This is a genomic window from Allosphingosinicella sp. (assembly GCF_036402135.1).
In the GTDB taxonomy this organism is placed as follows: Bacteria; Pseudomonadota; Alphaproteobacteria; order Sphingomonadales; family Sphingomonadaceae; genus Allosphingosinicella.
The window spans coordinates 53,970-76,184 of record NZ_DASWTN010000015.1 but is presented as its reverse complement, the minus strand read 5'-3'; the positions used below and the strand labels follow the sequence as shown (position 1 = coordinate 76,184).

General features: G+C 64.1%; 24 protein-coding genes and 1 tRNA gene. 19 read left to right on the top strand and 6 right to left on the bottom strand.

What is annotated here, in order from left to right; translation table 11 throughout:
• Window positions 1–96: 96 nt before the first annotated feature.
• From VGD10_RS04700 to VGD10_RS04690, 3 genes are all read right to left on the bottom strand, one after another.
• Window positions 97–1,032: a hypothetical protein gene (locus VGD10_RS04700; protein ID WP_331039645.1), complete on the bottom strand. Its 936-nt coding sequence runs from the start codon at window positions 1,030–1,032 to the stop codon at window positions 97–99.
• Between the two features lie 71 nt (window positions 1,033–1,103).
• The gene (locus tag VGD10_RS04695) at window positions 1,104–1,340 is read right to left on the bottom strand and encodes a helix-turn-helix transcriptional regulator (protein ID WP_331039644.1); all 237 of its coding nucleotides are present in this window, start codon (window positions 1,338–1,340) and stop codon (window positions 1,104–1,106) included.
• A gap of 3 nt (window positions 1,341–1,343) precedes the next feature.
• The gene (locus tag VGD10_RS04690) at window positions 1,344–1,832 is read right to left on the bottom strand and encodes a DUF2975 domain-containing protein (RefSeq protein ID WP_331039643.1); all 489 of its coding nucleotides are present in this window, start codon (window positions 1,830–1,832) and stop codon (window positions 1,344–1,346) included.
• A 129-nt stretch (window positions 1,833–1,961) separates the two neighbouring features.
• Between VGD10_RS04690 and VGD10_RS04685 the strand changes: the two genes are divergently transcribed.
• Window positions 1,962–3,206, top strand: a complete 1,245-nt coding sequence (locus VGD10_RS04685; protein ID WP_331039642.1) for a pepsin/retropepsin-like aspartic protease family protein — start codon at window positions 1,962–1,964, stop codon at window positions 3,204–3,206.
• Between the two features lie 3 nt (window positions 3,207–3,209).
• Here the strand turns inward: VGD10_RS04685 and cutA are convergent, their stop codons facing one another.
• Both cutA and VGD10_RS04675 read right to left on the bottom strand, forming a co-directional pair.
• Window positions 3,210–3,530 carry a divalent-cation tolerance protein CutA gene (gene cutA, locus VGD10_RS04680; protein ID WP_331039641.1) on the bottom strand — a complete coding sequence of 107 codons (321 nt, stop codon included), beginning with the start codon at window positions 3,528–3,530 and terminating at the stop codon, window positions 3,210–3,212.
• Window positions 3,527–4,582, bottom strand: a complete 1,056-nt coding sequence (locus tag VGD10_RS04675) for a COX15/CtaA family protein (protein ID WP_331039640.1) — start codon at window positions 4,580–4,582, stop codon at window positions 3,527–3,529. The genes cutA and VGD10_RS04675 overlap by 4 nt, the downstream gene beginning before the upstream one ends.
• Window positions 4,583–4,698: 116 nt before the next feature.
• On the opposite strand from VGD10_RS04675, the gene VGD10_RS04670 reads away from it, so the two are divergent.
• From VGD10_RS04670 to VGD10_RS04615, 12 genes are all read left to right on the top strand, one after another.
• Window positions 4,699–5,067 carry a MerC domain-containing protein gene (locus VGD10_RS04670; protein WP_331039639.1) on the top strand — a complete coding sequence of 123 codons (369 nt, stop codon included), beginning with the start codon at window positions 4,699–4,701 and terminating at the stop codon, window positions 5,065–5,067.
• 287 nt (window positions 5,068–5,354) lie between these two features.
• A complete protein-coding gene (locus VGD10_RS04665; RefSeq protein ID WP_331039638.1) occupies window positions 5,355–5,777 on the top strand; it encodes a hypothetical protein in 423 nt (140 codons plus the stop codon).
• A gap of 38 nt (window positions 5,778–5,815) precedes the next feature.
• Window positions 5,816–6,286, top strand: a complete 471-nt coding sequence (locus VGD10_RS04660; RefSeq protein ID WP_331039637.1) for a Fur family transcriptional regulator — start codon at window positions 5,816–5,818, stop codon at window positions 6,284–6,286.
• A gap of 366 nt (window positions 6,287–6,652) precedes the next feature.
• Window positions 6,653–8,578 carry a 1-deoxy-D-xylulose-5-phosphate synthase gene (dxs, locus tag VGD10_RS04655; protein ID WP_331039636.1) on the top strand — a complete coding sequence of 642 codons (1,926 nt, stop codon included), beginning with the start codon at window positions 6,653–6,655 and terminating at the stop codon, window positions 8,576–8,578.
• A gap of 110 nt (window positions 8,579–8,688) precedes the next feature.
• Window positions 8,689–9,024, top strand: a complete 336-nt coding sequence (locus VGD10_RS04650; RefSeq protein WP_331039635.1) for a hypothetical protein — start codon at window positions 8,689–8,691, stop codon at window positions 9,022–9,024.
• Between the two features lie 240 nt (window positions 9,025–9,264).
• The gene (locus tag VGD10_RS04645; RefSeq protein ID WP_331039634.1) at window positions 9,265–9,999 is read left to right on the top strand and encodes a TlyA family RNA methyltransferase; all 735 of its coding nucleotides are present in this window, start codon (window positions 9,265–9,267) and stop codon (window positions 9,997–9,999) included.
• Between the two features lie 32 nt (window positions 10,000–10,031).
• Window positions 10,032–11,114 carry an efflux RND transporter periplasmic adaptor subunit gene (locus VGD10_RS04640; RefSeq protein ID WP_331039633.1) on the top strand — a complete coding sequence of 361 codons (1,083 nt, stop codon included), beginning with the start codon at window positions 10,032–10,034 and terminating at the stop codon, window positions 11,112–11,114.
• Window positions 11,115–11,117: 3 nt separating this feature from the next.
• Window positions 11,118–14,219, top strand: a complete 3,102-nt coding sequence (locus VGD10_RS04635; protein WP_331039632.1) for an efflux RND transporter permease subunit — start codon at window positions 11,118–11,120, stop codon at window positions 14,217–14,219.
• Between the two features lie 10 nt (window positions 14,220–14,229).
• Entirely contained in the window at window positions 14,230–14,730 is a 501-nt protein-coding gene (locus VGD10_RS04630; RefSeq protein ID WP_331039631.1) for a TspO/MBR family protein, read from the top strand.
• 56 nt (window positions 14,731–14,786) lie between these two features.
• Window positions 14,787–15,089: an accessory factor UbiK family protein gene (locus VGD10_RS04625; RefSeq protein WP_331039630.1), complete on the top strand. Its 303-nt coding sequence runs from the start codon at window positions 14,787–14,789 to the stop codon at window positions 15,087–15,089.
• Window positions 15,090–15,183: 94 nt separating this feature from the next.
• Window positions 15,184–15,693 carry a YbjN domain-containing protein gene (locus VGD10_RS04620; RefSeq protein ID WP_331039629.1) on the top strand — a complete coding sequence of 170 codons (510 nt, stop codon included), beginning with the start codon at window positions 15,184–15,186 and terminating at the stop codon, window positions 15,691–15,693.
• 4 nt (window positions 15,694–15,697) lie between these two features.
• Window positions 15,698–16,519: a pyrroline-5-carboxylate reductase family protein gene (locus VGD10_RS04615; RefSeq protein WP_331039628.1), complete on the top strand. Its 822-nt coding sequence runs from the start codon at window positions 15,698–15,700 to the stop codon at window positions 16,517–16,519.
• Between the two features lie 3 nt (window positions 16,520–16,522).
• Here the strand turns inward: VGD10_RS04615 and VGD10_RS04610 are convergent, their stop codons facing one another.
• Window positions 16,523–16,951 carry an OmpA family protein gene (locus tag VGD10_RS04610; protein WP_331039627.1) on the bottom strand — a complete coding sequence of 143 codons (429 nt, stop codon included), beginning with the start codon at window positions 16,949–16,951 and terminating at the stop codon, window positions 16,523–16,525.
• A gap of 122 nt (window positions 16,952–17,073) precedes the next feature.
• Between VGD10_RS04610 and VGD10_RS04605 the strand changes: the two genes are divergently transcribed.
• The 6 genes from VGD10_RS04605 to VGD10_RS04580 all read left to right on the top strand — a co-directional run bounded on the left by VGD10_RS04605 (window position 17,074) and on the right by VGD10_RS04580 (window position 22,200).
• Window positions 17,074–17,964 (top strand): branched-chain amino acid aminotransferase, encoded by an 891-nt coding sequence (locus VGD10_RS04605; RefSeq protein WP_331039626.1) that lies wholly within the window; start codon window positions 17,074–17,076, stop codon window positions 17,962–17,964.
• A 51-nt stretch (window positions 17,965–18,015) separates the two neighbouring features.
• Window positions 18,016–18,090 (top strand) — tRNA-Gln (locus tag VGD10_RS04600).
• A gap of 16 nt (window positions 18,091–18,106) precedes the next feature.
• Window positions 18,107–18,898, top strand: coding sequence for a DUF72 domain-containing protein (locus tag VGD10_RS04595; RefSeq protein ID WP_331039625.1), 792 nt, complete (start codon window positions 18,107–18,109; stop codon window positions 18,896–18,898).
• On the top strand, window positions 18,895–20,052 hold the full coding sequence (locus VGD10_RS04590; RefSeq protein ID WP_331039624.1) for an aminotransferase: 1,158 nt from the start codon (window positions 18,895–18,897) through the stop codon (window positions 20,050–20,052). The genes VGD10_RS04595 and VGD10_RS04590 overlap by 4 nt, the downstream gene beginning before the upstream one ends.
• Window positions 20,049–21,557, top strand: a complete 1,509-nt coding sequence (locus VGD10_RS04585) for an aldehyde dehydrogenase family protein (protein ID WP_331039623.1) — start codon at window positions 20,049–20,051, stop codon at window positions 21,555–21,557. The genes VGD10_RS04590 and VGD10_RS04585 overlap by 4 nt, the downstream gene beginning before the upstream one ends.
• A gap of 13 nt (window positions 21,558–21,570) precedes the next feature.
• Entirely contained in the window at window positions 21,571–22,200 is a 630-nt protein-coding gene (locus VGD10_RS04580; protein WP_331039622.1) for an SGNH/GDSL hydrolase family protein, read from the top strand.
• Window positions 22,201–22,215: the final 15 nt, after the last annotated feature.

Sequence of the window (22,215 nt, the reverse complement as noted above, 5' to 3'; positions counted from 1 at the left end):
CCGCCTAAAAGGCAGCGCTGACGAGCGGGCAAATGCAGGAAGAGGCCGAAAAAGTCAACAAAGCAGCGGCTTTGCCGAGAGGTACTATATTACCTCTTACTCAGCCCTGTCGAAAAGCCGCTCCAGTTTTATAGTGTCCGTGCGGACCATCTGCTCATCATCCGCGCTCACCTTTGTGGTAGCGCTGACTTGCGCCCGCTCCAGAAGACCGTCACCTTTGGTCACGCGGTAGATGCCTTCGTCCCGGCGCTCGAAGCCCCGGATCGCCTTCTCTAATTCTTTCATCGCTTCTTCTGCCCGCTTGCCGCCGGTGACGCCCATGAGCCGCTGCATCAGGCGGTCCAGTTCCTCCCGCGGGACGCTGCCCTCATACTTTATGATTGCTGTGTCGCCGTCGACGCCTTCGAGCCAGGACGCGCCATGACGCGTGACCGCGCCAAAGGGTGTCGGTGTCTCGAACTTGAATTCGACGCGCTCACCCTCCACCCATTCCGACGCGGCATATTCGAAGATCGGCTGCAGGCCTTCGGTCAGCATGTTCAGCTTCACTTCGGGAGGTGCATCACGCCACAGCGCAACATAGGATTGGAGCTGGGCCTTCTCCTCCTCGGAAGGCGTCGCTCCGCCCGGAGTGGAGAGCATCTCTTCCGTCATGCTGACAAGCTGCTGCCAAAAGGCGTCGCCTTCTTCGATCTCTACGATCGCGCCCTCATCGGAGAGTCTCAGTGCGTACGGCATCCGCGCAACGGCATCCATCCGCTTTGCCATTTCGGAAGACAGGCCGGGGATGTCGAAGCTGCTCGTTTCGGGCGTGACGGCGACCCTGAAGCCTTCCTTCAAGCGCTGGAACCTCAGCGAAAAGGTCGACGACAGGCTTCGGGGCGCACGAGGATCGTCGATCACCCGCTCATACTTATATCGTACTGCCTGCCCTTCAGGAGGATCGAAGTGAAGCTGCACCGCTTCCTGAGCTTGGGCGGGTAGGGCGAAAAACAGGGCGGCGGCAAAGGCAGCCAAGATGAGGGAGCGCATCGAGGATGCTGACCATCGGCAAGGGCCTTCTGTCAACAGGTCGCCGGCGCAGGCGCCGAGACCCTGTTTAACTAGAGCGACGGCGTTCGCGCGGCCGGCGCTTCGTCGTGTTCGAACTCCAGCAGGTCGCCGGGCTGGCAATTCAGATAGTCGCAGATCTTCTCTAGCGTCTCGAAGCGTATGCCCTTCACCCGGCCTGATTTCAGCAGCGAGAGATTGGCTTCGGTGATGCCGACATAAGCGGCAAGCTCCTTCGACCGGACCTTGCGGCGCGCGAGCATGACGTCGAGGCGGACGATGATCGGCATCGTTCAGACGATCTGACTGTTCTCGTCGGCGAGACGCTGCGCCTCGACGAGCAGGCGCGCGACGAAGAAGAGCAACGCGGCCGCGAGAATGGCGATAAGGTCACTGCCGCCAATGTCGAAGGAGAGCGTCGTCCGACCACCTTTCTGGAGATCGCTTGCAAGGCGCACCATAGGGGGCAGGAGCACCGAAGCGAGCACGGCAAGCAGGGTATAGAGAGAAAAGCCACGAAGGTCCGACACGGTGCCTTGGGTGAACGTCTCGCCCCCTTCGATGCGGCGGAGCATTCGGATCAAACGCCAGAGCGCTACCGAGAACAGAGCCGCCGTCGCCACCGCCGAGATAGGATCTCCTGTCGTGCGAACCTGCGCCAGCTCGCCCCCAGTCGTGGCCACGACAGCGGCGAGCAGGCCGAAGAGCAGGATCATTGCCGTGCAGAATAAGGTGGCAAGCCGAAGGCGGCGCGCACTTCTGGCGAGGTTCGGCAGCGACATATTGACATCCAATGTGCAATTATCGTAAAACAATAATGAATATCTATTCAGCAATGCTAACGGAGTCCGCCTTCGATGAAAAGACCTTCTTCAATTCTCCTAGCTGCGATGCTGGCCGGAGCCTCGCTGATGGCTTCGCTTCCCGCCGCTCCAGCGACCGCCCAAACCGCTAATGAGATCGAGCGCGCGCGCGAGCTTGCGCGGGTCGGCGACGTGGAGCCAATCCGCCGCCTGATCGCGGAAGGACGGCTTGCGCCTGCGACGAGGCACCTGTTGGAGGCGCGCCTCCACGCCGTGGAGTTGAAGGATGGCGAGGCCGTGGCTGCGCTTAATCGCTATTTCGCCGCAGGGGACTCCGATCCCCTTCGCCTTCGCGAGGCGCATGAAATTGGGGCCGGAACAGCCTTTGCAGCAGGGCGCTATGCGGATGCTGCCCGGCACGGGGCTGAAGTGCTCGCCCGGCCTGCAGGCCTCGCGGCCAGCCAGCTTGACGACATGCAGCGCCTGACGGAACTCGCCCGAATCCTCGCCGTCGCGCCCCCACAGAGGCTGGAAGGAAAGACTGCGGGCTCAACAGCCACTTCCCGCGACAAGGTGGGTCTCGCACGCACAAAGCTCGCTTCGGGCGGCGCTACGGAAGAGACGGTAATCGACACCGGAGCGAATTTGTCGGTTGCGAGCGCAAGCGCCGCGAAGCGCATGGGCCTTCGCATGCTCGAAGGCGCCTCGGCAGTCGGCAATTCGGTAGGCGGCGCGGCGGACGTAAAAGTTGGGATCGCCGATAAGGTTGAGGTCGCGGGCGCGACACTGCGCAACGTCGTCTTCCTGGTGCTGGACGATGCAGCGCTCGAATTTCCCGTATCCGGTGGCTACCGTATCGACACGATTACGGGCTTTCCCGTGCTGCGGGCGCTCGGGCGCCTGACCTTCGGGCCCGGCGATACGTTGACGGTGGGAGCGGCGCCGGCCGTCGATGCAAAGGGGTCAGCGCTCCGGATGGTCGTGAACCAGCCCTATGTGATGGCCCGTTTGGGCGCCGCGGAACATCCCTTGCTCCTCGATACGGGCGCAAACCTCAGCATCCTCAAGCCTCGCTTCGCCGCCGCTCATCCGGACCTCACCGCCGTAAACAGCGGCAAGACACGCAAGCGCGCGGGAGCGGGCGGAGCCGAGGAGGTGTCGGTCGCCCATTATGCGAAGCTGCCGAGCGTCATCGGCGGCGAAGCCATCGATCTTACGAACGTCTCGGTCGAAGTTGCGGCAAAACCGGAGCCGGACCAGGATTTCGGGGTGCTTGGCAACGATATCCTGAAGCTGTTCGGCAGCTTTACCATCGATTTCGACCGGATGACGTTTGAGGTGACACCTAAGTAAGGATCAGGGGCGGGTCTCCGCTCGAACCCATTCGGCATAGGGGGCGTGAGCCTGCTCGATCGGCCAGATGACCGCCGCCGGAACATCATAGCTATGCAGTTCCGTGAGGCGGGCGACCAGCGCCTCTGCTCGGTCGGCAGCGGTCTTGAGGATTGCGGCGATCTCGCCCGCTTCTTCAACATTGCCCTGCCAGCGGTAGATGGAATGGCAACGGCCGAGGATGTTGATGCAGGCGGCGAGGCGCTCCTCGACGAGTTGGCGGCCGATGCGGCGGGCGTCCTCGTCCGAGCCGAAGGTCGTGTAGACGCTGACGATCTCCGTCACGCGCGGCGGGCGTCCAGCCGGTGCGCGGCAAGGACGATGGCGCCGAGGAGGAGAGCGCCCATACCTTGGTGGGCGACGCCGATCCACAACTCGACGCCGGTCATGATCGTGGCGATGCCGAGCAAGATCTGGACGACGACGGCCAGAATGGCGAGCGCGCCTTCGGCCGCGAAGCCGCGGCGCCAAGCGGCCATCCCCAACAGGGCGACGGCGGCGGCCACGACGAAGGCGAGCCAGCGGTGGACGAACTGCACGACGATTGGATTGTCGACAAAGTTGACGAGGAAGGGCTGAAGCATCGGCGTCGCGGCCGGGAACAGCTCCTCGCCCATCAACGGCCAGGTGTTGAACGCGTAGCCTGCCTCGAGCCCCGCCACATAGGCGCCGAACAGCATCTGGAGGCCCAGTATCGATAGCGTCCAGATGGCGAGCGTCGGCATTCTCCCGGGAGCAGCGCCGTTGCGGGCAAGCGCGCGAAGATCCAGCGCCGTCCAGATCAGCGCGCCGAAGATGAGGAGTGCGGTGAGGAGGTGGACGGCAAGGCGGATGTGGCTCACCTCCGGCCGATCAATCAGGCCCGATGCCACCATCCACCAGCCGATCGCCCCCTGCAGTCCGCCGAGCGCCAGCAGGGCGACCAGCCGCCAGCCATAGCCGGCGGGGATCGCTCGCTTCGCTGCGAACCAGAGCAGCGGAAGCGCGAAGGCGAGGCCGATCACGCGGCCCAATAGCCGGTGCACATATTCCCAAAAGAAGATCTGCTTGAATTCGGTCATCGACATGCCGCGGTTGATTTCGAGATACTGCGGCGTCTGCCTATAGGCTTCGAACTGCGCCTCCCATTCCGCTTCGTTGAGCGGCGGGAGGGTGCCCGACACCGGTTCCCAGCGAACGATGGAGAGGCCGGATTCGGTGAGGCGGGTGATGCCGCCGACCACGATCATCAGCAGAACGAGCGCGGCGACGAACAGCAGCCAATTGGAGATCGCCAGCGGCCGCGGGTGCGCGGCGGCCGGAGCCGGTGCGAATGTCGCGGGAGGAGTCGATGCCATGGGCGCGATATGGCGGCTTGCCCCGCGCTTTGCCACCGCAACTTTTTCGGAAATGTTATGTTGTATCTTTACTGCTCCGCCTCTATAAAGAGCGGTAGAAGGAAATCGCGAGTCTGATGTTCGAGGGCGTTGCAAGAAATGGAGCGATTGATCGGCTGGGCATTGCCCTGTCGGGCTTTTGCTTGGTCCATTGCCTGGCCAGCGCGATCCTTCTTGCGATGTTGTCGGCGGCCGGCGGCTTGCTGCTGAACCCGGTTATTCACGAAGTCGGCTTGGTGCTTGCGATCGGCCTTGGCCTCATTGCTCTTGGGCGCGGCATCGTCGAGCATGGCTTCATGATGCCGGCCGCGGTCGGGGGGCTCGGGCTCGGCGTGATGGGGGGCGCCCTCACCATGCCGCATAACGGAACCGAAGCCGTCTATACGATCATCGGTGTCGCAATCCTCGCGCTCGGACACGACCTCAACCGGCGGGCGGTCATATAAGCCCGCACCTGACCCGGCGGGCACTGATCGCGGCCGGTTCGGCCGCCGCTCTCTTTCCGGCGGAATTGGCAGCCGCTACGCCGGAGAGCCTTCTAGCCAAGGGGATCCGCCGCGCCGGTGGAGCGCGGGCGTTGTCGCAGGTGCGGGTGCTCCGCTGGGAAGGCGATGCAGCACTCCATATAGGGGACCGCGACCTGCAGCTAGGCGTATCCACCATGGTCGTACCCTTCGAATGGGCACGCTCGACGAGCTGGATCAAGCAGGAGGGGCCTTCCAAAGCGCGAACGATGCTGATCACGCCCGCCGGAGGGTGGGGTACGCGTGGCGGCAAAACCAATCCTTTACCGACACCGATGGTCGAGCATGAGCGTGCGCAATTCGCCACTTACGGCGTGATGCTCCTTGCGCCGTTGTTGGCGCCAGGCGTGAAGCTGCGGCGTATCGCTGATGCGAATGGCTTGAAGGGGATCCTTGTGGAGCATCCCCGCGCGCAACCAACTGAGCTGTTCTTTGATGGTGACGACGAACTGGTCGAAGCTCGCAATTCGGTTCCCGATCCCGAGGGTGGCGCGCCATTGCCTCAGCGCTTCCGTTTTTCGCGCGAAAGGATGCCGGGGCCGGTGCGCTGGCCGAGGCGGCTGACGCTCGAGCAAAAGGGTAAGCCATATTTCGACTTGACGCTGACGCGCTTCGAAGCGGCTTTCGCCTAAAGGTTGCCCCGCGGCGGGCAAGAGCTTACCTATCTCTTATGGCCAATCACCAGCACGTTCATCACAGCCACGAAGGCGAGTCGCTTGCGCAGGCGGCGCAGGTCACGATGGAGAAATCGGGCGAGCAGTGGACGCAGATGCGCGCCGCCGTGTTCGAGGCACTGGCAAGTTTCGACAAGCCTGCCTCCGCTTACGACATCGCCGACAAGGTTTCGAAAGATCAGGGGCGCCGCGTCGCCGCGAACAGCGTCTATCGCATCCTCGACTTGTTCGTCGGCGCCAACCTCGCCCGGCGGGTGGAGAGCGCCAACGCCTACGTAGCGAACGACCATCCGGACTGCCTGCACGACTGCATCTTCCTGATCTGCGACAGCTGCGGCCAGACGACACATATAGACAATGATAGTTTGTCGGGCGGAGTCCGCGAGGCGGCGCAGAAGGCGGGCTTTGCGCCGGTGCGGCCGGTGATCGAGGTGCGCGGCCGCTGCGGCGACTGCGACGACGACTGAGCTTCGGCGGCGGACCTAGCCGCGCGGCAGCCGGTGCATGGAAGCCAACATATAGACGAGCATAGCAGCGGTGGCGGTAGGCAGGACGTACAGGAGCATGAAGCTTCCCTTCCACTCGTCCGCGGCAGAGGCGCCTGGACGATCTGAAGAGTGAATCAGGATGACCGCCCGCGCCAGCGCGAAATTTTTGATTAACTTCGAAATTCTCCAAGGTGAGTCCCGACGGCCACAGGAGGTCCGGGCTGCTTTTTCAGCAAAGGCTCAGCAGTTGCTCATGCCGCTCATCCCGTGCCGCTGCACCAGGCACCCGTTCGGGTTCGACACCGTGCGCACGCGGCGCTATGGCCCGAGACAGAAGGACCAAGCATGACTGAGCGCCCTGAAACCCCGCTTCTCGACACCGTTGCCACCCCCGAGCAGCTTCGCCTCCTGAAGAAGGAGCAGCTTCGCCAGCTATCGGACGAGCTGCGCGCGGAGACGATCTCGGCCGTGTCGGTGACAGGCGGGCACCTCGGCGCAGGGCTTGGCGTGGTCGAGCTCACGGTCGCGCTTCACTATGTCTTCAACACCCCCACCGACCGGCTGATCTGGGACGTCGGGCACCAGGCCTATCCCCACAAGATCATCACCGGACGCCGCGACCGCATCCGGACGCTCCGCATGGGCGGGGGTCTTTCGGGCTTCACCAAGCGGAGCGAGAGCGAATACGACCCGTTCGGGGCGGCGCACAGCTCCACCTCCATCTCGGCCGCTTTAGGGTTCGCCGTGGCGAACAAGCTGGCGGGGACGCCCGGCAAGGCGATCGCTGTGATCGGCGACGGCGCGATGTCGGCGGGCATGGCCTATGAGGCGATGAACAACGCCGAGCAGGCCGGAAACCGGCTGGTCGTGATCCTCAACGACAATGACATGTCGATCGCGCCGCCCGTGGGCGGGCTTTCGAACTATCTCGCGCGGCTGGTTTCCTCGAACAAATATCTTAGCGTGCGGCAGCTTGCGCAGCGCTTTGCGCGGAAGCTCCCTGAGCCGCTGCACAATGCGGCGCGGAAGGTCGAAGAATATGCGCGCGGCCTCGCGACCGGCGGAACGCTCTTCGAGGAACTGGGCTTCTATTATGTGGGGCCGGTCGACGGCCATAATATCGAGCAGCTCGTCGAGATCCTGGAGAATGTGCGGGACGCGGCGGAAGGCCCGATGCTGGTCCATGTCGTCACCAAGAAGGGAAAGGGTTACGGCCCTGCCGAGGCGGCTGCCGACAAATATCACGGCGTCCAGAAATTCGACGTCATTTCGGGCGAGCAGGCCAAGGCGCCGGCCGGACCGCCAAGCTATACCGGCGTCTTCGCCAAGGCGCTGATCGGCGAGGCGGAGCGGGACGAGAAGGTGGTGGCGATCACCGCAGCGATGCCGTCCGGCACCGGCCTCGACAAGTTCGGCGAGCGTTTCCCGGGGCGCACCTTCGACGTCGGCATTGCCGAACAGCATGCGGTGACCTTCGCCGCCGGCCTTGCCGCGCAGGGCTACAGGCCCTTCTGCGCCATCTATTCGACTTTCCTGCAGCGCGCTTACGACCAGGTCGTTCACGACGTCGCCATTCAGAACCTGCCCGTGCGGTTCGGCATGGATCGGGCGGGGCTGGTCGGCGCGGACGGCGCGACCCACGCGGGAAGCTTCGACCTCGCCTATCTTTGCACGCTTCCGAATTTCGTGGTTATGGCCGCCGCGGACGAGGCCGAGCTCGTCAACATGGTGCACACCATGGCGCTCCACGACAGCGGGCCGATCGCGGTCCGTTATCCGCGCGGCAACGGCATCGGCGTGCCGCTTCCCGCGACGCCGGAGCGGCTGGAGATCGGCAAGGGCCGCGTGGTGCGCGAGGGCAAGAAGGTCGCAATCCTGTCGCTTGGCACACGGCTAGAAGAGGCGCTGAAGGCCGCGGATGAACTGGAGGCGAAGGGGCTTTCGACAACGGTCGCAGACCTCCGCTTCGCCAAGCCGCTCGACGACGCGCTGATCCGGAGGCTGCTCACCACCCACGAAGTGGCGGTGACGGTCGAGGAAGCCGCGGTCGGCGGCTTCGGCGCCCATGTGCTGACGCTGGCCAGCGACGAAGGCTTGATCGACGCGGGCCTGAAGCTCCGCACCATGCGCTTGCCTGACACGTTCCAGGATCAGGAAAAGCCCGAAAAGCAATATGACGAAGCCGGCCTCAACGCGCCGCATATCGTTGAGACGGTGCTGAAGGCGCTCCGGATCAATAGCGCCGGCTTGGAAGAAGGAGCGCGGGCCTGAGCTATCTTGGCGTTATCGGCGCTTTATTTGGCTTCGTGGTCCTATCAGCTCTAACATCTTCATTCTTAGAGAAGCGACGCCAGCAAAGAATGGCTAGAGATCGAGTGCCGATGAGCCGATCCGAGTTCATTCAGGCGATGAGTTCCGCTGGCGTCAGTCAGGATACTGCTGAATTCCTGCACGACGAGATTGTCAGCTATTATTTTCCCCCGTTGACGCCTCAGCCAAATGATCGGCTGGCTTCGGAGATGCGTATAGATCCCGAGGACGTTGAGGATCTAGCGCTCTCATACTGCGAGAAATTGTCAGTTCCAGAACCTTCGGCCGAGCATCCGGCTGTGCTGCCGCAGGACCCGTCCCTTGAGGAGCTCGGAGTGTGGCTCGATCAATTTCGGGCGAAGCAGAGAAATGCAAAAGCCGCCGGAAGACCGACGGCTTGCAGGTGATCTAGGCCGGCGTCCTCAGACGATTACGGCGGACAGGATCACGAACTGCGCGGCGATGGAGACGAAGCTCGCGGCCGCTCTTTCATAGATGCGCATGTTTTTCCTCCTGTCTTGATGTGAGCATGTCGCTCGCCGCCGACTTAAACGTGTTGCAGCTATTCTCAATCGCAAAGGTAGAGAAGTAAGTTGCATTTTCTGCAACTGCTTCTCCGCGCCCGCTGCTGCCGCTAAGCCGCGCTGATGGCGAAGTCGCGTGTAGATCAGATGCTGGTGGACCGGGGCCTGGTGGAGAGCCGGGCCAAGGCGCAGGCTTTGATCCTGGCGGGGCTCGTCTATTCAGGCGAGCGGAAGATCGAGAAAGCGGGGCAGGCGCTGGCGGATGACGCGGCGCTGGAGGTGCGGGGGAAGGAGCATCCCTGGGTTTCGCGCGGCGGGATCAAGCTTGCCCATGCGCTGGAGCATTTCGGCTGGGACGTGACGGGCGCCGTGGCGCTGGACGTGGGGTCGTCCACCGGCGGCTTCACCGACGTGCTGCTGCAGAAGGGGGCGGCGAAGGTGTTCGCGATCGATGTCGGCACGAACCAGCTTGCCTGGAAGCTGCGGCAGGATCCGCGTGTCGTGGTGCACGAGCAGACCAATGCCCGCTACCTGACGGACGAGATCGTGACCGAGCCGGTCGACATCATCGTCTGCGATGCAAGCTTCATCGGCTTGGCCAAGGTGCTGGACAAGGCGCTGGACTTCGCGAAGTCCGGGGGGCGGCTGATCGCGCTCGTGAAGCCGCAGTTTGAGGCGGCGCGGCACGAGATCGGCAAGGGCGGCGTCGTCAGGGACGCTGAAGTTCATGCTAGAGTTTGTAACGACGCTGCCATATGGTTGCGGGACAGGGGCTGGATTGTGGCGGGCTTGGCGACAAGTCCGATCACTGGACCTGAAGGGAATGTGGAATTCCTCCTCGCAGCACAGCGCGCTTGATCGGAGTTCCACCGCAGTTTAGCGGCGGTTACATGCGTAGCGTTCCGAAACTAATGGTTTCCGTGGTCTTGCTAGCACTTGCGACGTGCAGCGCGGGCGAGAGCAAGGAGAAGGGGCGGTCGCCGCCGCTGGTCAAGGCCGAAGCTGCAAGCACGATGCGGTTCGTCGAGCGAATCGAGGCGGTCGGCACGGCCCGCGCCAACGAGCAGGTGACACTGTCGGCGCCGGTCACGGAGCGGATCATTCGCTTAGGCTTCGACGATGGCGCTTTCGTTGAACGCGGACAGGTTGTCGCGGTGCTCGCTCAGGGTCAGGAAGCGGCGCAGCTTAGCGAGGTACAGGCGCGGTCGCGGGAAGCGCAAAGGCAGCTCGAACGGCTGCAGGCGCTGAAGGCGCGCGGCTTTACGACGCAGGCGGCGCTCGATGCGCAGGTTGCGCAGGCGGCGTCCGCCCGGGCGCAGGCCGCGCAGGCGCAGGCGACCATCGGTGATAGGGTGGTGCGGGCGCCGTTCTCCGGCTGGGTGTCGCTCCGCAACATTTCGCCGGGCGCGGTGGTGAATGCCGGCGGCGAGATTGCGACGGTCAGCGACCTGAGTTCGATCAAGCTCGATTTTCCGGTGCCCGAGACGATGCTGTCGGCGATCCGGCCTGGTCTGACGATAGAGGCCCGTTCCGCCGCCTATCCGGACCAGCCGTTCCGCGGCCAGATCGCGACCATCGATCCGGTGATCGATCCCAACACGCGGGCGGTGACGGTGCGGGCGCGTCTGCCCAATCCGGACCGGAGGCTGAAGCCCGGCATGCTTCTGACGGTGGGTATCGAAACGGTCCCGCGCTTGTCGCTGTCGGTGCCGGAACTTGCCGTGGTGGGCGAGGGGGACAGCCGCTTCGTCTATATTGTCGACAAGGGGCAGGCGAAGCGCTTGCAGGTCCGCACCGGCGTCCGCTCGGCCGGCCGCATTGAGGTCATCGAAGGGCTCCGGCCAGGGCAGCAGGTCGTGACCGAAGGCGTCGTCAAACTGTCGGACGGGATGAAGGTGCGGCTCGCCGGTCCGGAAAATGCGCAGCCGCAAAAGGGGCAGGCGAAGGCAGCGGCGAGCGGAAAGGGTAGCTAGGCCATGCAGCTTTCCGACCTTTCGGTTAAGCGCCCCGTCTTCGCGGCGGTGGTGTCGATCCTCCTGGCGGTAGTGGGCTTCGTCGGTTTTTCCAGCCTCTCGGTGCGTGAATATCCCGATGTCGATCCGCCGGTCGTGTCGGTGCAGACCACCTACACGGGCGCGGCTGCAAGCGTCGTCGAAAGCCGGATCACGCAGGTGCTTGAGGACCGGCTTTCGGGCGTGGAGGGGCTCCAGACCATCACCTCCCGCTCTCGTGACGGCCAGTCCGACATCACCATCGAATTCGCGCCTGGACGCGACGTCGACGTGGCGGCGAACGACGTGCGCGACCGGATCGGCGGCGCGGCGCAGGATTTGCCGGAAGAAGCGCTGGCGCCGCAGGTGCGGAAGGTCGATGCTGACGCTTCGCCCATCCTGTTCCTGGTCTTCTCGCGGCCGGGATGGAGCCAGCTCCAGCTCAGCGACTATATCGACCGCAACGTCGTCGACCGTTTCTCGTCCTTGGACGGGGTCGCGCGCGTGTTCATCGGCGGCGAGGCGCGACCCTCCATGCGCGTCTGGATGCAGCCGGAGCGGCTCGCGGCCTACGGGCTGACGCCGGCCGACCTCGAAAGCGCGCTTCGCAACCAGAATGTGGAGCTTCCCGCCGGGCGCCTTGAGTCGGAGGCGCAGAATGTGACGCTCCGCGTCGATCGGCCTTTCACGACGCAGCAGCAATTTGCGCAGCTTGTCGTCGGGCGCGGCACGGACGGTTATCTCGTCCGCCTCGGTGACGTTGCGCGGGTCGAGCAGGGGCCGGAGAACCCTTATTCCGCCTTCCGCGCCAATGGTGTTTCCGCCGTCGGTCTGGGCATCGTCCGGCAGTCGGGCGCGAACACGCTAGCCGTGGCGCAGGCGGCGAAAGACGAGGTTGAGGAGCTTCGATCCAGCCTGCCGGAGGGGATGGAAGTCACCGTCGGGTCCGACGAATCCCTCTTCATCAGCCGCGCCATCGACAAGGTGTGGGTGACGCTAGCCGAAGCCGCGATCCTTGTGGTGGCGGTGATCTTCCTCTTCCTCGGAAGCTGGCGCGCGACGCTTATTCCGGCCGTCACCGTGCCGCTCTGCCTGCTGGCGAGCTTCGCGGTGCTGTGGGTGTTCGGCTTCTCGATCAACCTTCTGACCCTGCTCGCCATGGTGCTCGCCATCGGCATTGTCGTCGACGATGCGATCGTCGTGCTGGAGAATATCTACCACCGGATCGAGGAGGGCGAGCCACCGCTCGCTGCCGCGTTCCAGGGGACGCGACAGGTCGGCTTCGCGATTATTTCGACGACGTTGGTCGTGTGTGCGGTGTTCGTGCCGGTTATGTTCATCACGGGCCAGACGGGCCTCCTTTTCCGCGAGCTTGCGGTGGCGATGATCGGCGCCATCGCCTTTTCGGGCTTCTTGGCGCTGAGCCTCGCCCCCATGCTCTGTTCAAAGCTGCTCCGCCGCGAGGAGCGGGGCAGGATGGCAGCCTGGGTCGATGACAAGTTCCGGCGGCTCGAAGGCCGCTATGGGCGCGGGCTCGACAGGGTGATTGCCAAGCCGAAGCTGCCGCTGATCGGCCTCGGCCTATTTCTGGCCGCCGCGGGCGCACTGTTCATGACGCTGCAGTCGGAGCTGGTGCCGGCGGAGGATGTCGGCATCCTCAGCGCGAATATCTCGGCGCCGGAAGGCACCGGTTATGCCGAGATGGACCGCTACATGCTCGATGCGCAGGGCCGGCTGATGCAGCTGACCGAGGAGGGCGCGGTGCGGGCGGTGATCGCGCGCACGCCGGGCGGCTTCGGGCCAAGCGACGACTTCAATTCCGGTACCTTCATCGTCTTCCTAAAGCCGTGGGAAGAGCGCGAGCAGACGACGCAGGAGGTGGTGACCGAGGTCAACAGGATCCTTGGCCAGCTTCCCGCAGTGCGCGGCAACGCTTCGGTGCGCTCATCGATCGGGCGCGGGCGCGGCCAGCCGGTTAATTTCGTGATCGCCGGCGGAAGCTACGAGGATCTCGCCCGCGCGCGCGACCGCATCATCGCAGCGGCGGCGGAGAACCCGGGCATCGTTAATCTCGACAGCGACTATAAGGAAACGAAGCCGCAGCTTCGGATCGAGGTGGATACGGCGCGTGCGGGCGATCTCGGGGTATCAGTGTCCGCCGTCAGTCAGGCGCTGCAGAGCCTGCTCGGCTCCCGCCGCGTTTCGACCTATGTCGACCGGGGCGAAGAATATCGCGTGGTGGTGCAGGCGGAAGCCTTCGCCCGCGCGACCGAGGCCAATCTCGGCTCCATCTATGTGCGGAGCCGGACCGGCGACCTCGTGTCGCTGTCGAACCTCGTTCAGATCCGTGAAACGGCGGGCGCGCGCGATCTCGGCCGCTACAACAAGCTTCGCGCCATCACCCTCTCCGGCGGTCTTGCGCCCGGCTATTCGCTGGGTGAGGCGCTCGCCTTCCTGGAGCAGGAGGCGGCGAAGGCTCCGGAAGTGACCGCTATCGGCTATCGCGGCGAAAGCCAGGCGTTCAAGGAGGCGGGAAGCTCGATCTGGATCGTGTTCGCGCTCACCATCCTGGTCGTCTACCTGCTGCTCGCAGCCCAGTTCGAAAGCTTCGTTCACCCGGCGGTGATCATCACCACCGTGCCGCTTGCGGTTGCGGGCGGAGTGCTGGGGCTGGCGGCGATGGGGCAGACGCTCAATCTCTACAGCCAGGTCGGCATCGTCATGCTGGTGGGACTTGCCGCCAAGAACGGCATCCTGATCGTCGAGTTCGCCAACCAGCTTCGCGATGCGGGGAAGGATATCGGCGCCTCCATCCGGGAAGCCTCGACGCGGCGTCTCCGCCCGATCCTGATGACCTCGATCGCCACGGTCGCGGGCGCGGTGCCGCTGATGCTCGCGACTGGGGCGGGCGCGGCGGCGCGGCAGGCGATCGGCGTCGTGGTGGTGTGGGGCGTGTCGATCTCGACGGTCATCACCCTGTTCCTGATCCCGCTGCTTTATTCGCGTTTGGCGCGTTACACCGGCTCGCCCGAAGCGGTTTCAAGGAAGCTCGAGGCGCAGCTCGCAAGGCCATTGCCTGCGGAATAGGAGGAGAAGAATGGCGGAAACGGTGCAGCGTAAGTCCTTCTGGCGCTATGCGATCTTCACCGTTCCGCTGATCTTAGGGGTAGGCTTCCTGATGGGGCAGCTATCCAATTCGGGTTACGGCAACGACTGGTTCGACAGCTTGCGGAAGCCCGCGCTTATGCCGCCCGGTTGGGTGTTCGGCGTCGTCTGGTCTACGCTCTACATCTTCCTTGGCATCGCCATCGCCTTGGTGCTTTCCGAGGAGCGGGTAAGGGGTTGGACGCTCGCCGTCGGCCTATTCGTGGCGCAGATGCTGCTCAACTTCAGCTGGTCGCCCGTTTTCTTTGGCGCCCACCAGCCGGAGCCGGCGCTGTTCATCATCATCCTGATGCTGGCTCTTTCCATCGCGGCCACCTTCCTGTTCGGGCGGTTCAACCGCGCCGCGGCCTGGCTGATGGTGCCCTATCTCGTCTGGCTCAGCTTCGCGTCCGTGCTCAACTACCGGATCATCGAGCTCAACCCCGGCGTTTGACGTTTGGCAGGCGCATACCGATATGCGCTGAACCATTGCTCTTAGGAGGACGCGCGATGCAGTCCCAGAACCGCTTGTTCGACGATTTCGTAAAGGTGCTGAACGGCGCCGCCGGCACCTTCGCCGGAATGGGCCGTGAGGCCGAGGCTTCGTTCCGCGAGCGGATGCGCGAATGGGTTGGCGGACTCGACATGGTGAGCCGCGACGAATTCGAGGCAGTGAAGGCGATCGCAGTCGCCGCGCGCGAGGAAAATCAGCTCCTGAAAGCCCGCATCGACGCGCTTGAAGCAGGCGGTTCCGTGGCGGCTCCGAAGGCGCCCGGAGCCCGCGCGAAGAAGCAGCCGGGAACCGGTCACTAATCCACAGCTTTCGTCCTTTGCGAAAAGGGCATAGCTTGCGCGTCAAATGCCCGGCGTGCACGGTTAATCCGTGGTTTGCTTGAAGGTTTAGAGCATGGACGTCGACGAGTTTGAAATGGAGCGGGACACCAGCGCTCCCATCGACATGCTCGAACATTATTTCAGCGCGCATAGCTGGGCCTATGAGCGGCATGGCGACGAGGAAATCGTCGCGACCTTTCAGGGCAGCTGGGCACAATATGAGCTGCGCGCGATCTGGCGCGACGATGATAATGTGCTGCAGTTCCTGGCGCTCCCCGACATCCGCGTCGCGAGCGACAAGCGCAGCCAGACCTACGAGACTATCGGCCTTATTAACGAGCAGCTCTGGCTCGGCCATTTCGAGCTTTGGGCGAGCTCCGGCCTCGTCCTTTTCCGCCATGCGACCTTGCTTGAGGGCGAAGAGGGCGGCACGCTGACACTCCAGCAGGCGGAGACCTTGGTGGAAGCCGCCATCGAGGAATGCGAGCGCTTCTACCCGGTTTTCCAGTTCGTGCTGTGGGCCGACAAGACCCCGCAGGAAGCCATCGCCGCCGCGCTCATCGAGACGCAGGGCGAAGCCTGATCCCATGACGATGCCGCCGCTGCCGGGGCCGTTCTGGCTCGTGGGCTGCGGCAATATGGCAGGAGCGATGCTGGCGCGCTGGCTGGACTGCGGCATCGACCGCAGCCGCCTCACCGTAATCCGTCCGAGTGGCCAGCCTGTTGCCGAGGGCGTGCGGGTACTGACCGCCTATCCGGAGGGCGAAGCGCCGGCTTTGGTAATGCTCGGCACCAAGCCGCAGAAGCTGAACGAGGTTGCTCCGGGGCTGTCGCCCATTCTCAATGCGGAGACGGTGCTGATTTCGATCATGGCGGGAGTAGAGCAGGCGTCGCTGAAGGCGCGCTTCCCGGCAGTCCGTACCATCGTGAAGGCGATGCCAAACACGCCGGTGCGGCTGGGGAAGGGTGTGATCAATCTTTACAGCGATGGCGGAGAGGCGGAGGCGCGGTCCCTAGTGGCAGGGCTGATGGGGGCACTCGGCCGGGTAGAATGGTTCGAGGATGAGCCGCAGTTTCAAGCCGCGGGTATTCTCACCGGTGCCGGCCCTGCCTTCCTATTCCGCTACATCGATGCACTGGCGAAAGCGGGTGCAGCCATCGGCCTCGATGCGGCGCAGGCGGCGCGGCTCGCCGAAGCGATGGTGGAGGGCGCCGCGGCGCTTGCTGCCGCGGAGGAGGAAAGCCCTCACCAGCTAGCGGAGCGGGTGGCGAGCCCCGGCGGCACGACCCGCGCCGGCTTGAACGTGCTCGACGCCGACGAGGCGCTGAACAGGCTGGTTCAGGTGACGCTGGAAGCAAGCCTCCGGCGCAGCCACCAAATGGCCGAAGCGGCGCGGGCGCGGGAATAATTCTCAGGTTCCGGCGCCAATTCCGTATGTAATCTCGAATCTGCCCTGGCGGGGTTGCCGCGCGCCCAGCGACGGGTCTTCGCCCAATGCCTCCACATCGATCATGTCCAGAGAAACGCCTCGGGCCATTAATGCTTTCCGGACCGCCTCTACGCGCCGCAGGGCCAGTTGGATGTTGAACTCGTCCGATGAAGTCGTTCCATAAAGTCCCAGCCGCACCTGCTTCTGGCGGCGGAACGTAGCTACTGCATTGTCCATGATGGTATCAGCACCGAACAGGGGCGCATGGGTGGCGGGAGAGAAGTGGACGATGTAACGCTCCCCACTAAGGCAGCAGGCTGTCAGCTCGGGGTCCGGCTCTGAAGCATCCGCTCCCGTTAGCGCCAGAAAGAGTACGGCAGGCGCCAATGTCGATGCACGCAGGTGCCACATGAGATTACTCCTTAATTATCAATTTTGTAGATCCTCCTCTCCCCTACGGCAAGGGCCCGTGTTGACCGGCTGCGCACTCGGTCCTATCCCGCGGTCAGGTTCCCCGAGACGCAAGAGCAATCATGACCGATCAGCGCAGCTATGACGACCGTGACGGAGTGATCTGGTACGATGGCAAGCTGGTCCCGTGGCGCGAAGCAAACGTTCACGTCCTGACGCACGCGCTCCATTACGCCTCTTCCGTATTCGAGGGACAGAAGGCTTATGGCGGCGAGATTTTCCGCCTCACCGATCACAGCAAGCGGCTGAAGCGGAGCGGAGAACTGCTCGGTTTCGAGATCCCGTGGAGCGTCGACGAGATCGACGAAGCCTGCCGCGAGGTGCTGAAGGCGAACAATCTCGAAGATGCCTATATGCGCCCGCTCGCCTGGCGCGGCTCCGAGCAGATGGGCGTGTCGGCGCAGCAGTCGAAGATCCATCTCGCCATCGCCGCCTGGCCGTGGGGCGCCTATTTCGGCGAGGACGCGATCCGGCAGGGACTGAAGCTCGATATCGCCAAGTGGCGGCGGCCGGCGCCCTATACCGCGCCTGTCGAGTCCAAGGCGTCCGGCCTTTACATGATCTGCACCCTGTCGCGGCATGAGGCGCAGGCGAAGGGGTTCAACGACGCGTTGATGTTCGACTGGCGCGGGCAGGTAGCCGAGGCGACGGGTGCGAACGCCTTCTTCATCCGCGACAACGTGCTTTATACGCCGACGCCGGATTGCTTTCTCAACGGCCTCACGCGCCAGACAGTGATGGACCTCGCCCGCCGCCGCGGCATCGAGGTGGTGGAAAAGGCGATCTGGCCGGAGGAGCTGGAAAGCTTCCAGCAATTCTTCCTCACCGGAAGTGCGGCCGAAGTCACTCCGGTGGCGTCTGCGGGTCCGTGGAGCTTCGAGGTCGGCGATCTCACGATGCAGCTCCGCAAGGATTATTTCGACCTCGTCTATCGTCGGCTTTCCAACAGCTAAGGCTTGGCTTCGGGCGGGGCGGGAGATAAGGCCCGCCTCACGCCACCCTGCTGGGGCGTCGCCAAGTGGTAAGGCACCGGTTTTTGGTACCGGCATTCGCAGGTTCGAATCCTGCCGCCCCAGCCAAGTTTCAGAGGTGAACATGTCCTCTGCCCCCATCTATATCGGCATTGGCGGCTGGGATTATGATCCTTGGCGGGAGACATTCTATCCGGTGGGGCTGCCGAAGTCGCGGCAGCTGGAATATGCGTCGTCCAAGCTGACCGCGATCGAGATCAACGCGACCTATTACAAGCTGCAGAAGCCGGAGCTGTTCGAACGCTGGGCGAAGACGGTGCCGGACGGTTTCAAGTTCGCGCTGAAGGCTTCGCGCTATTGCACGATGAAGAAGGTGCTCGCCGAAGGCGGTGAAGGGGTCCAGAAATTCTGCGGGCAGGGCATTGTCGAGCTTGGCGAGAAATTAGGCCCCATCCTGTGGCAGTTCATGGCGACGAAGAAATTCGATCCTGAGGACTTCGGTGCGTTCCTCAAGCTGCTGCCGCAAAAGCAGGATGGGGTGAAGCTGCAGCATGCCATCGAGGTGCGGCATGAGAGCTTCCGCGACGCTGCCTTCGTGAAGATGGCGCGGGAGGCGGGGGTGGCGATCGTCTACGGCGATTCAGACGATTATCCCTGCATCGCCGATGTATCGGGAGGCCTCGTCTATGCCCGGCTGATGTGCGCCCGGCCGCATGTCGACACAGGGTATGAACCGGCGGCCATTGATCGCTGGGCGGATGTTGCGAAGGGCTGGGCGCGGGGGGAGAGCCCGGCGGGATTGCCCTATAATGCGGAGCCCGCGCCGGTGGAGCCGCGGGAGACTTATGTGTTCTTCATCAGCGGCGCAAAGGAGCGCAATCCGGCGGCCGCGCAAGCGATGATCGAGCGCTTATGAACCCGCTTTACGAGACGCTGCCGACATCGATCTTCGCCCATATGTCGGGGCTGGCGGCGGAGCATGGAGCGGTCAATCTGGGGCAGGGCTTTCCTGACTTCGGCTGGCCGCAGGATGTGGTCGAAAGTGCCGCACAGGCGCTTCTGAATGGCTCCAATCAATATGCGCCTATGACGGGCCTGCCCGCCTTGAGAGAGGCGGTTGCGGACCATTACCGGCAGTATCAGGGGCTGGTCGTCGAAAATGGCGATGTAATCGTGACTTCGGGCGCGACGGAAGCGCTGGCATCGGCGATCATGGCACTAGTCAGCGAAGGCGATGAGGTGGTGCTGTTTCAGCCGCTTTACGACGCTTATGTGCCGCTGGTCCGACGCGCGGGAGGGGTGCCTAAGTTCGTGCGCCTGACGCCGCCCGACTGGCGGATCACGGAAGGGGCGCTTGCCGAGGCTTTTTCCGAGCGGACCCGGCTCGTCATCTTCAACAATCCGCAGAACCCTGCGGCGCGCGTGTTCGGGGAGGACGAACTCCGCATCATCGCGGATGCGTGTGTTCGAAGCGACGTGATCGCGCTTAGCGACGAGGTTTGGGAGCATCTCGTCTTCGACGGCCGGCGCCACGTGCCGCTCGCGTCGCTGCCCGGCATGGCCGAGCGGACGGTGAAGGTTGGGTCAGCCGGCAAGATCTTCTCGATGACTGGCTGGAAGATCGGCTGGATCGTCGCGCCGCAGGCGCTGGCCTTGCCGATTTCCAAGGCGCACCAATATCTGACCTTCGCGACCGCGCCGAACCTGCAGTCGGCAGTCGCCTACGGGCTCGGCAAGGACACGGACTATTTCGAGACCATGCGAAGCGACTTCGCGCGGGCGCGGGACGTGTTCCTGCGCGGGCTCGAAGAGGCGGGCTACGCTGCGCTGCCGGTCGAGGGCACCTACTTCGTCTGCGTCGACCTCGCCGCGTCCGGCATCGGCGTCGACGATGTGACCTTCTGTGAGCGGGCGGTACGGGAATGCGGCGTCGCAGCCATTCCGGTGTCCGCTTTTTACGACGAGAATAAGGTGCGGAGCGTGATCCGCCTATGCTTCGCCAAGCAGCCGGAGACGATCGAGAAGGGGCTGGAGGGGCTCAGGCGGGCAAAGGCGCTGATGGGGGCATGATGGGGGAATTCAATTCGGCCGCCGAGGCGAAATCCTTGTTCGAGCGGCTGCTTGTGTCAGCAGGCGAGGGCGACCTTGTTTCCATTTCGCCCATCGATGGCGCGGAAATCGGCCGGGTCCGTTCTTCCGGCGCGGGCGATGTCGCGGCGGCGGCGGGCAGGGCGCAGGAGGCGTTTCTTGCCTGGCGCACCGTTCCGCCGCCGCGGCGCGGGGAACTCGTCCGTTTGTTCGGCGAGGTGCTGCGCGAGGAGAAGGAGGCGCTTGGGCGGCTTGTGAGCCTCGAATGCGGCAAAATCCTTCAGGAGGGGCTCGGCGAAGTCCAGGAGATGATCGACATTTGCGATTTCGCGGTCGGCCTCTCGCGCCAGCTTTACGGCCTCACCATCGCGACCGAGCGGCCCGGGCACCGGATGATGGAGACCTGGCATCCGCTCGGGGTGGTGGGCGTGATTTCCGCCTTCAATTTTCCGGTGGCGGTGTGGGCGTGGAATGCCTGCCTCGCCTTCGTCTGCGGCGACAGCGTGGTTTGGAAGCCGTCGGAGAAGACACCGCTCTGCGCGGTCGCAGTGCAGGCTTTGTTCGAGCGGGCGGCGGAACGGTTCGGCGATGCGCCCGCAAACCTGTCGGTAGTGGTGCAGGGCATGCGCGAGACTGGCGAGGCTTTGGTGGACGATTGCCGTGTGGCGCTCGTTTCTGCGACCGGGTCGACGCGGATGGGGCGCGAGGTTGCACCGCGCGTGGCGGCGCGGTTCGGGCGCACATTGCTGGAGCTTGGCGGCAATAACGGCATGGTGGTCGCGCCGACCGCCGATCTGGAGCTGGCGGAGCGGGCGATCACCTTTGCGGCGGTGGGGACGGCCGGACAGCGCTGCACGACTCTCCGGCGGCTGTTCGTTCATGAGGGAGTCTATGACCGGCTGGTGCCGCGGCTGAAGCAGATCTGGGCGAGCGTGCCGGTCGGCAACCCGCTGGACGGCGCACTTGTCGGGCCGTTGATCGACAAGACCGGTTTCGATGCGATGCAGGCGGCGCTTGCCGATGCGCGGGCGGAAGGCGGCAGCGTCGAAGGCGGAGAGCGGCTGCCTTCGGCGGAGGGCGCTTATTATGTGCGCCCCGCCATCGCCGAGATGCCGGAGCAGAGCGCGGTAGTGCTTCGCGAAACGTTCGCGCCGATCCTATACGTGCTGCGCTATTCCACGCTCGAGGAGGTGATCGCGCACCATAATGCGGCGCCGCAGGGGCTCTCCTCGTCGATCTTCACCAACGACCTTCGTGAGGCCGAGCTGTTCCTGTCGGCGGCCGGCTCCGACTGCGGCATCGTCAACGTTAATATCGGACCTTCGGGCGCGGAGATCGGCGGCGCGTTCGGCGGCGAGAAGGAGACGGGCGGCGGGCGCGAAAGCGGCTCCGACGCCTGGCGGAACTACATGCGCCGCGCGACCAACACGATCAATTACAGCCGCGAATTGCCGCTGGCACAGGGGATCAACTTCTCGATGCCGTGAGTTTGATGCGGCCATGAGCCACATCGTTCTTCTGGGTGATTCAATCTTCGACAATGCGGCATACGTGCCTGGCGGGCCGGACGTAATCCGGCAGGTGCGGGAGGAGCTTCCGGACTGGCAGGCCACCCTGCTGGCGGTGGACGGCGCGATCACCACCGGCGTTGCCTCGCAGCTGAAGCGGATGCCGGAAGATGCGACGCACCTGGTGGTCAGCGTCGGCGGCAACGATGCGCTCGGCGCTTCCTATCTGCTCGGGCAAAGCGTCAGAAATGTGGGCGAGGCCGCGGCGGTGCTGGAGCAAGCGCAGCGGGCGTTCGCGCAGGATTATGCCGAGATGCTGGAAGGCGTGCTGGCGCAGGAGCTGCCGACGGCGGTCTGCACCATCTACGACACACCTCAGTCGGCCCAGAACCACCGCATCATCCGGACCGCCCTCGCCATCTTCAACGACATCATCACGCGCGCCGCGTTTTCGCGCGGGCTGCCGCTGATCGACCTTCGCCTGATCTGCAACGAGGAGGCGGACTATGCGAACCCGATCGAGCCATCGGTACAGGGCGGCGCCAAGATGGCGCGGGCAATCAGGGCCTTTGCCGAAGGTTATGGGGCCGGACAATCGCACGTGATCGCGGGACGGGATTGACGCTTCGCTCGAGCG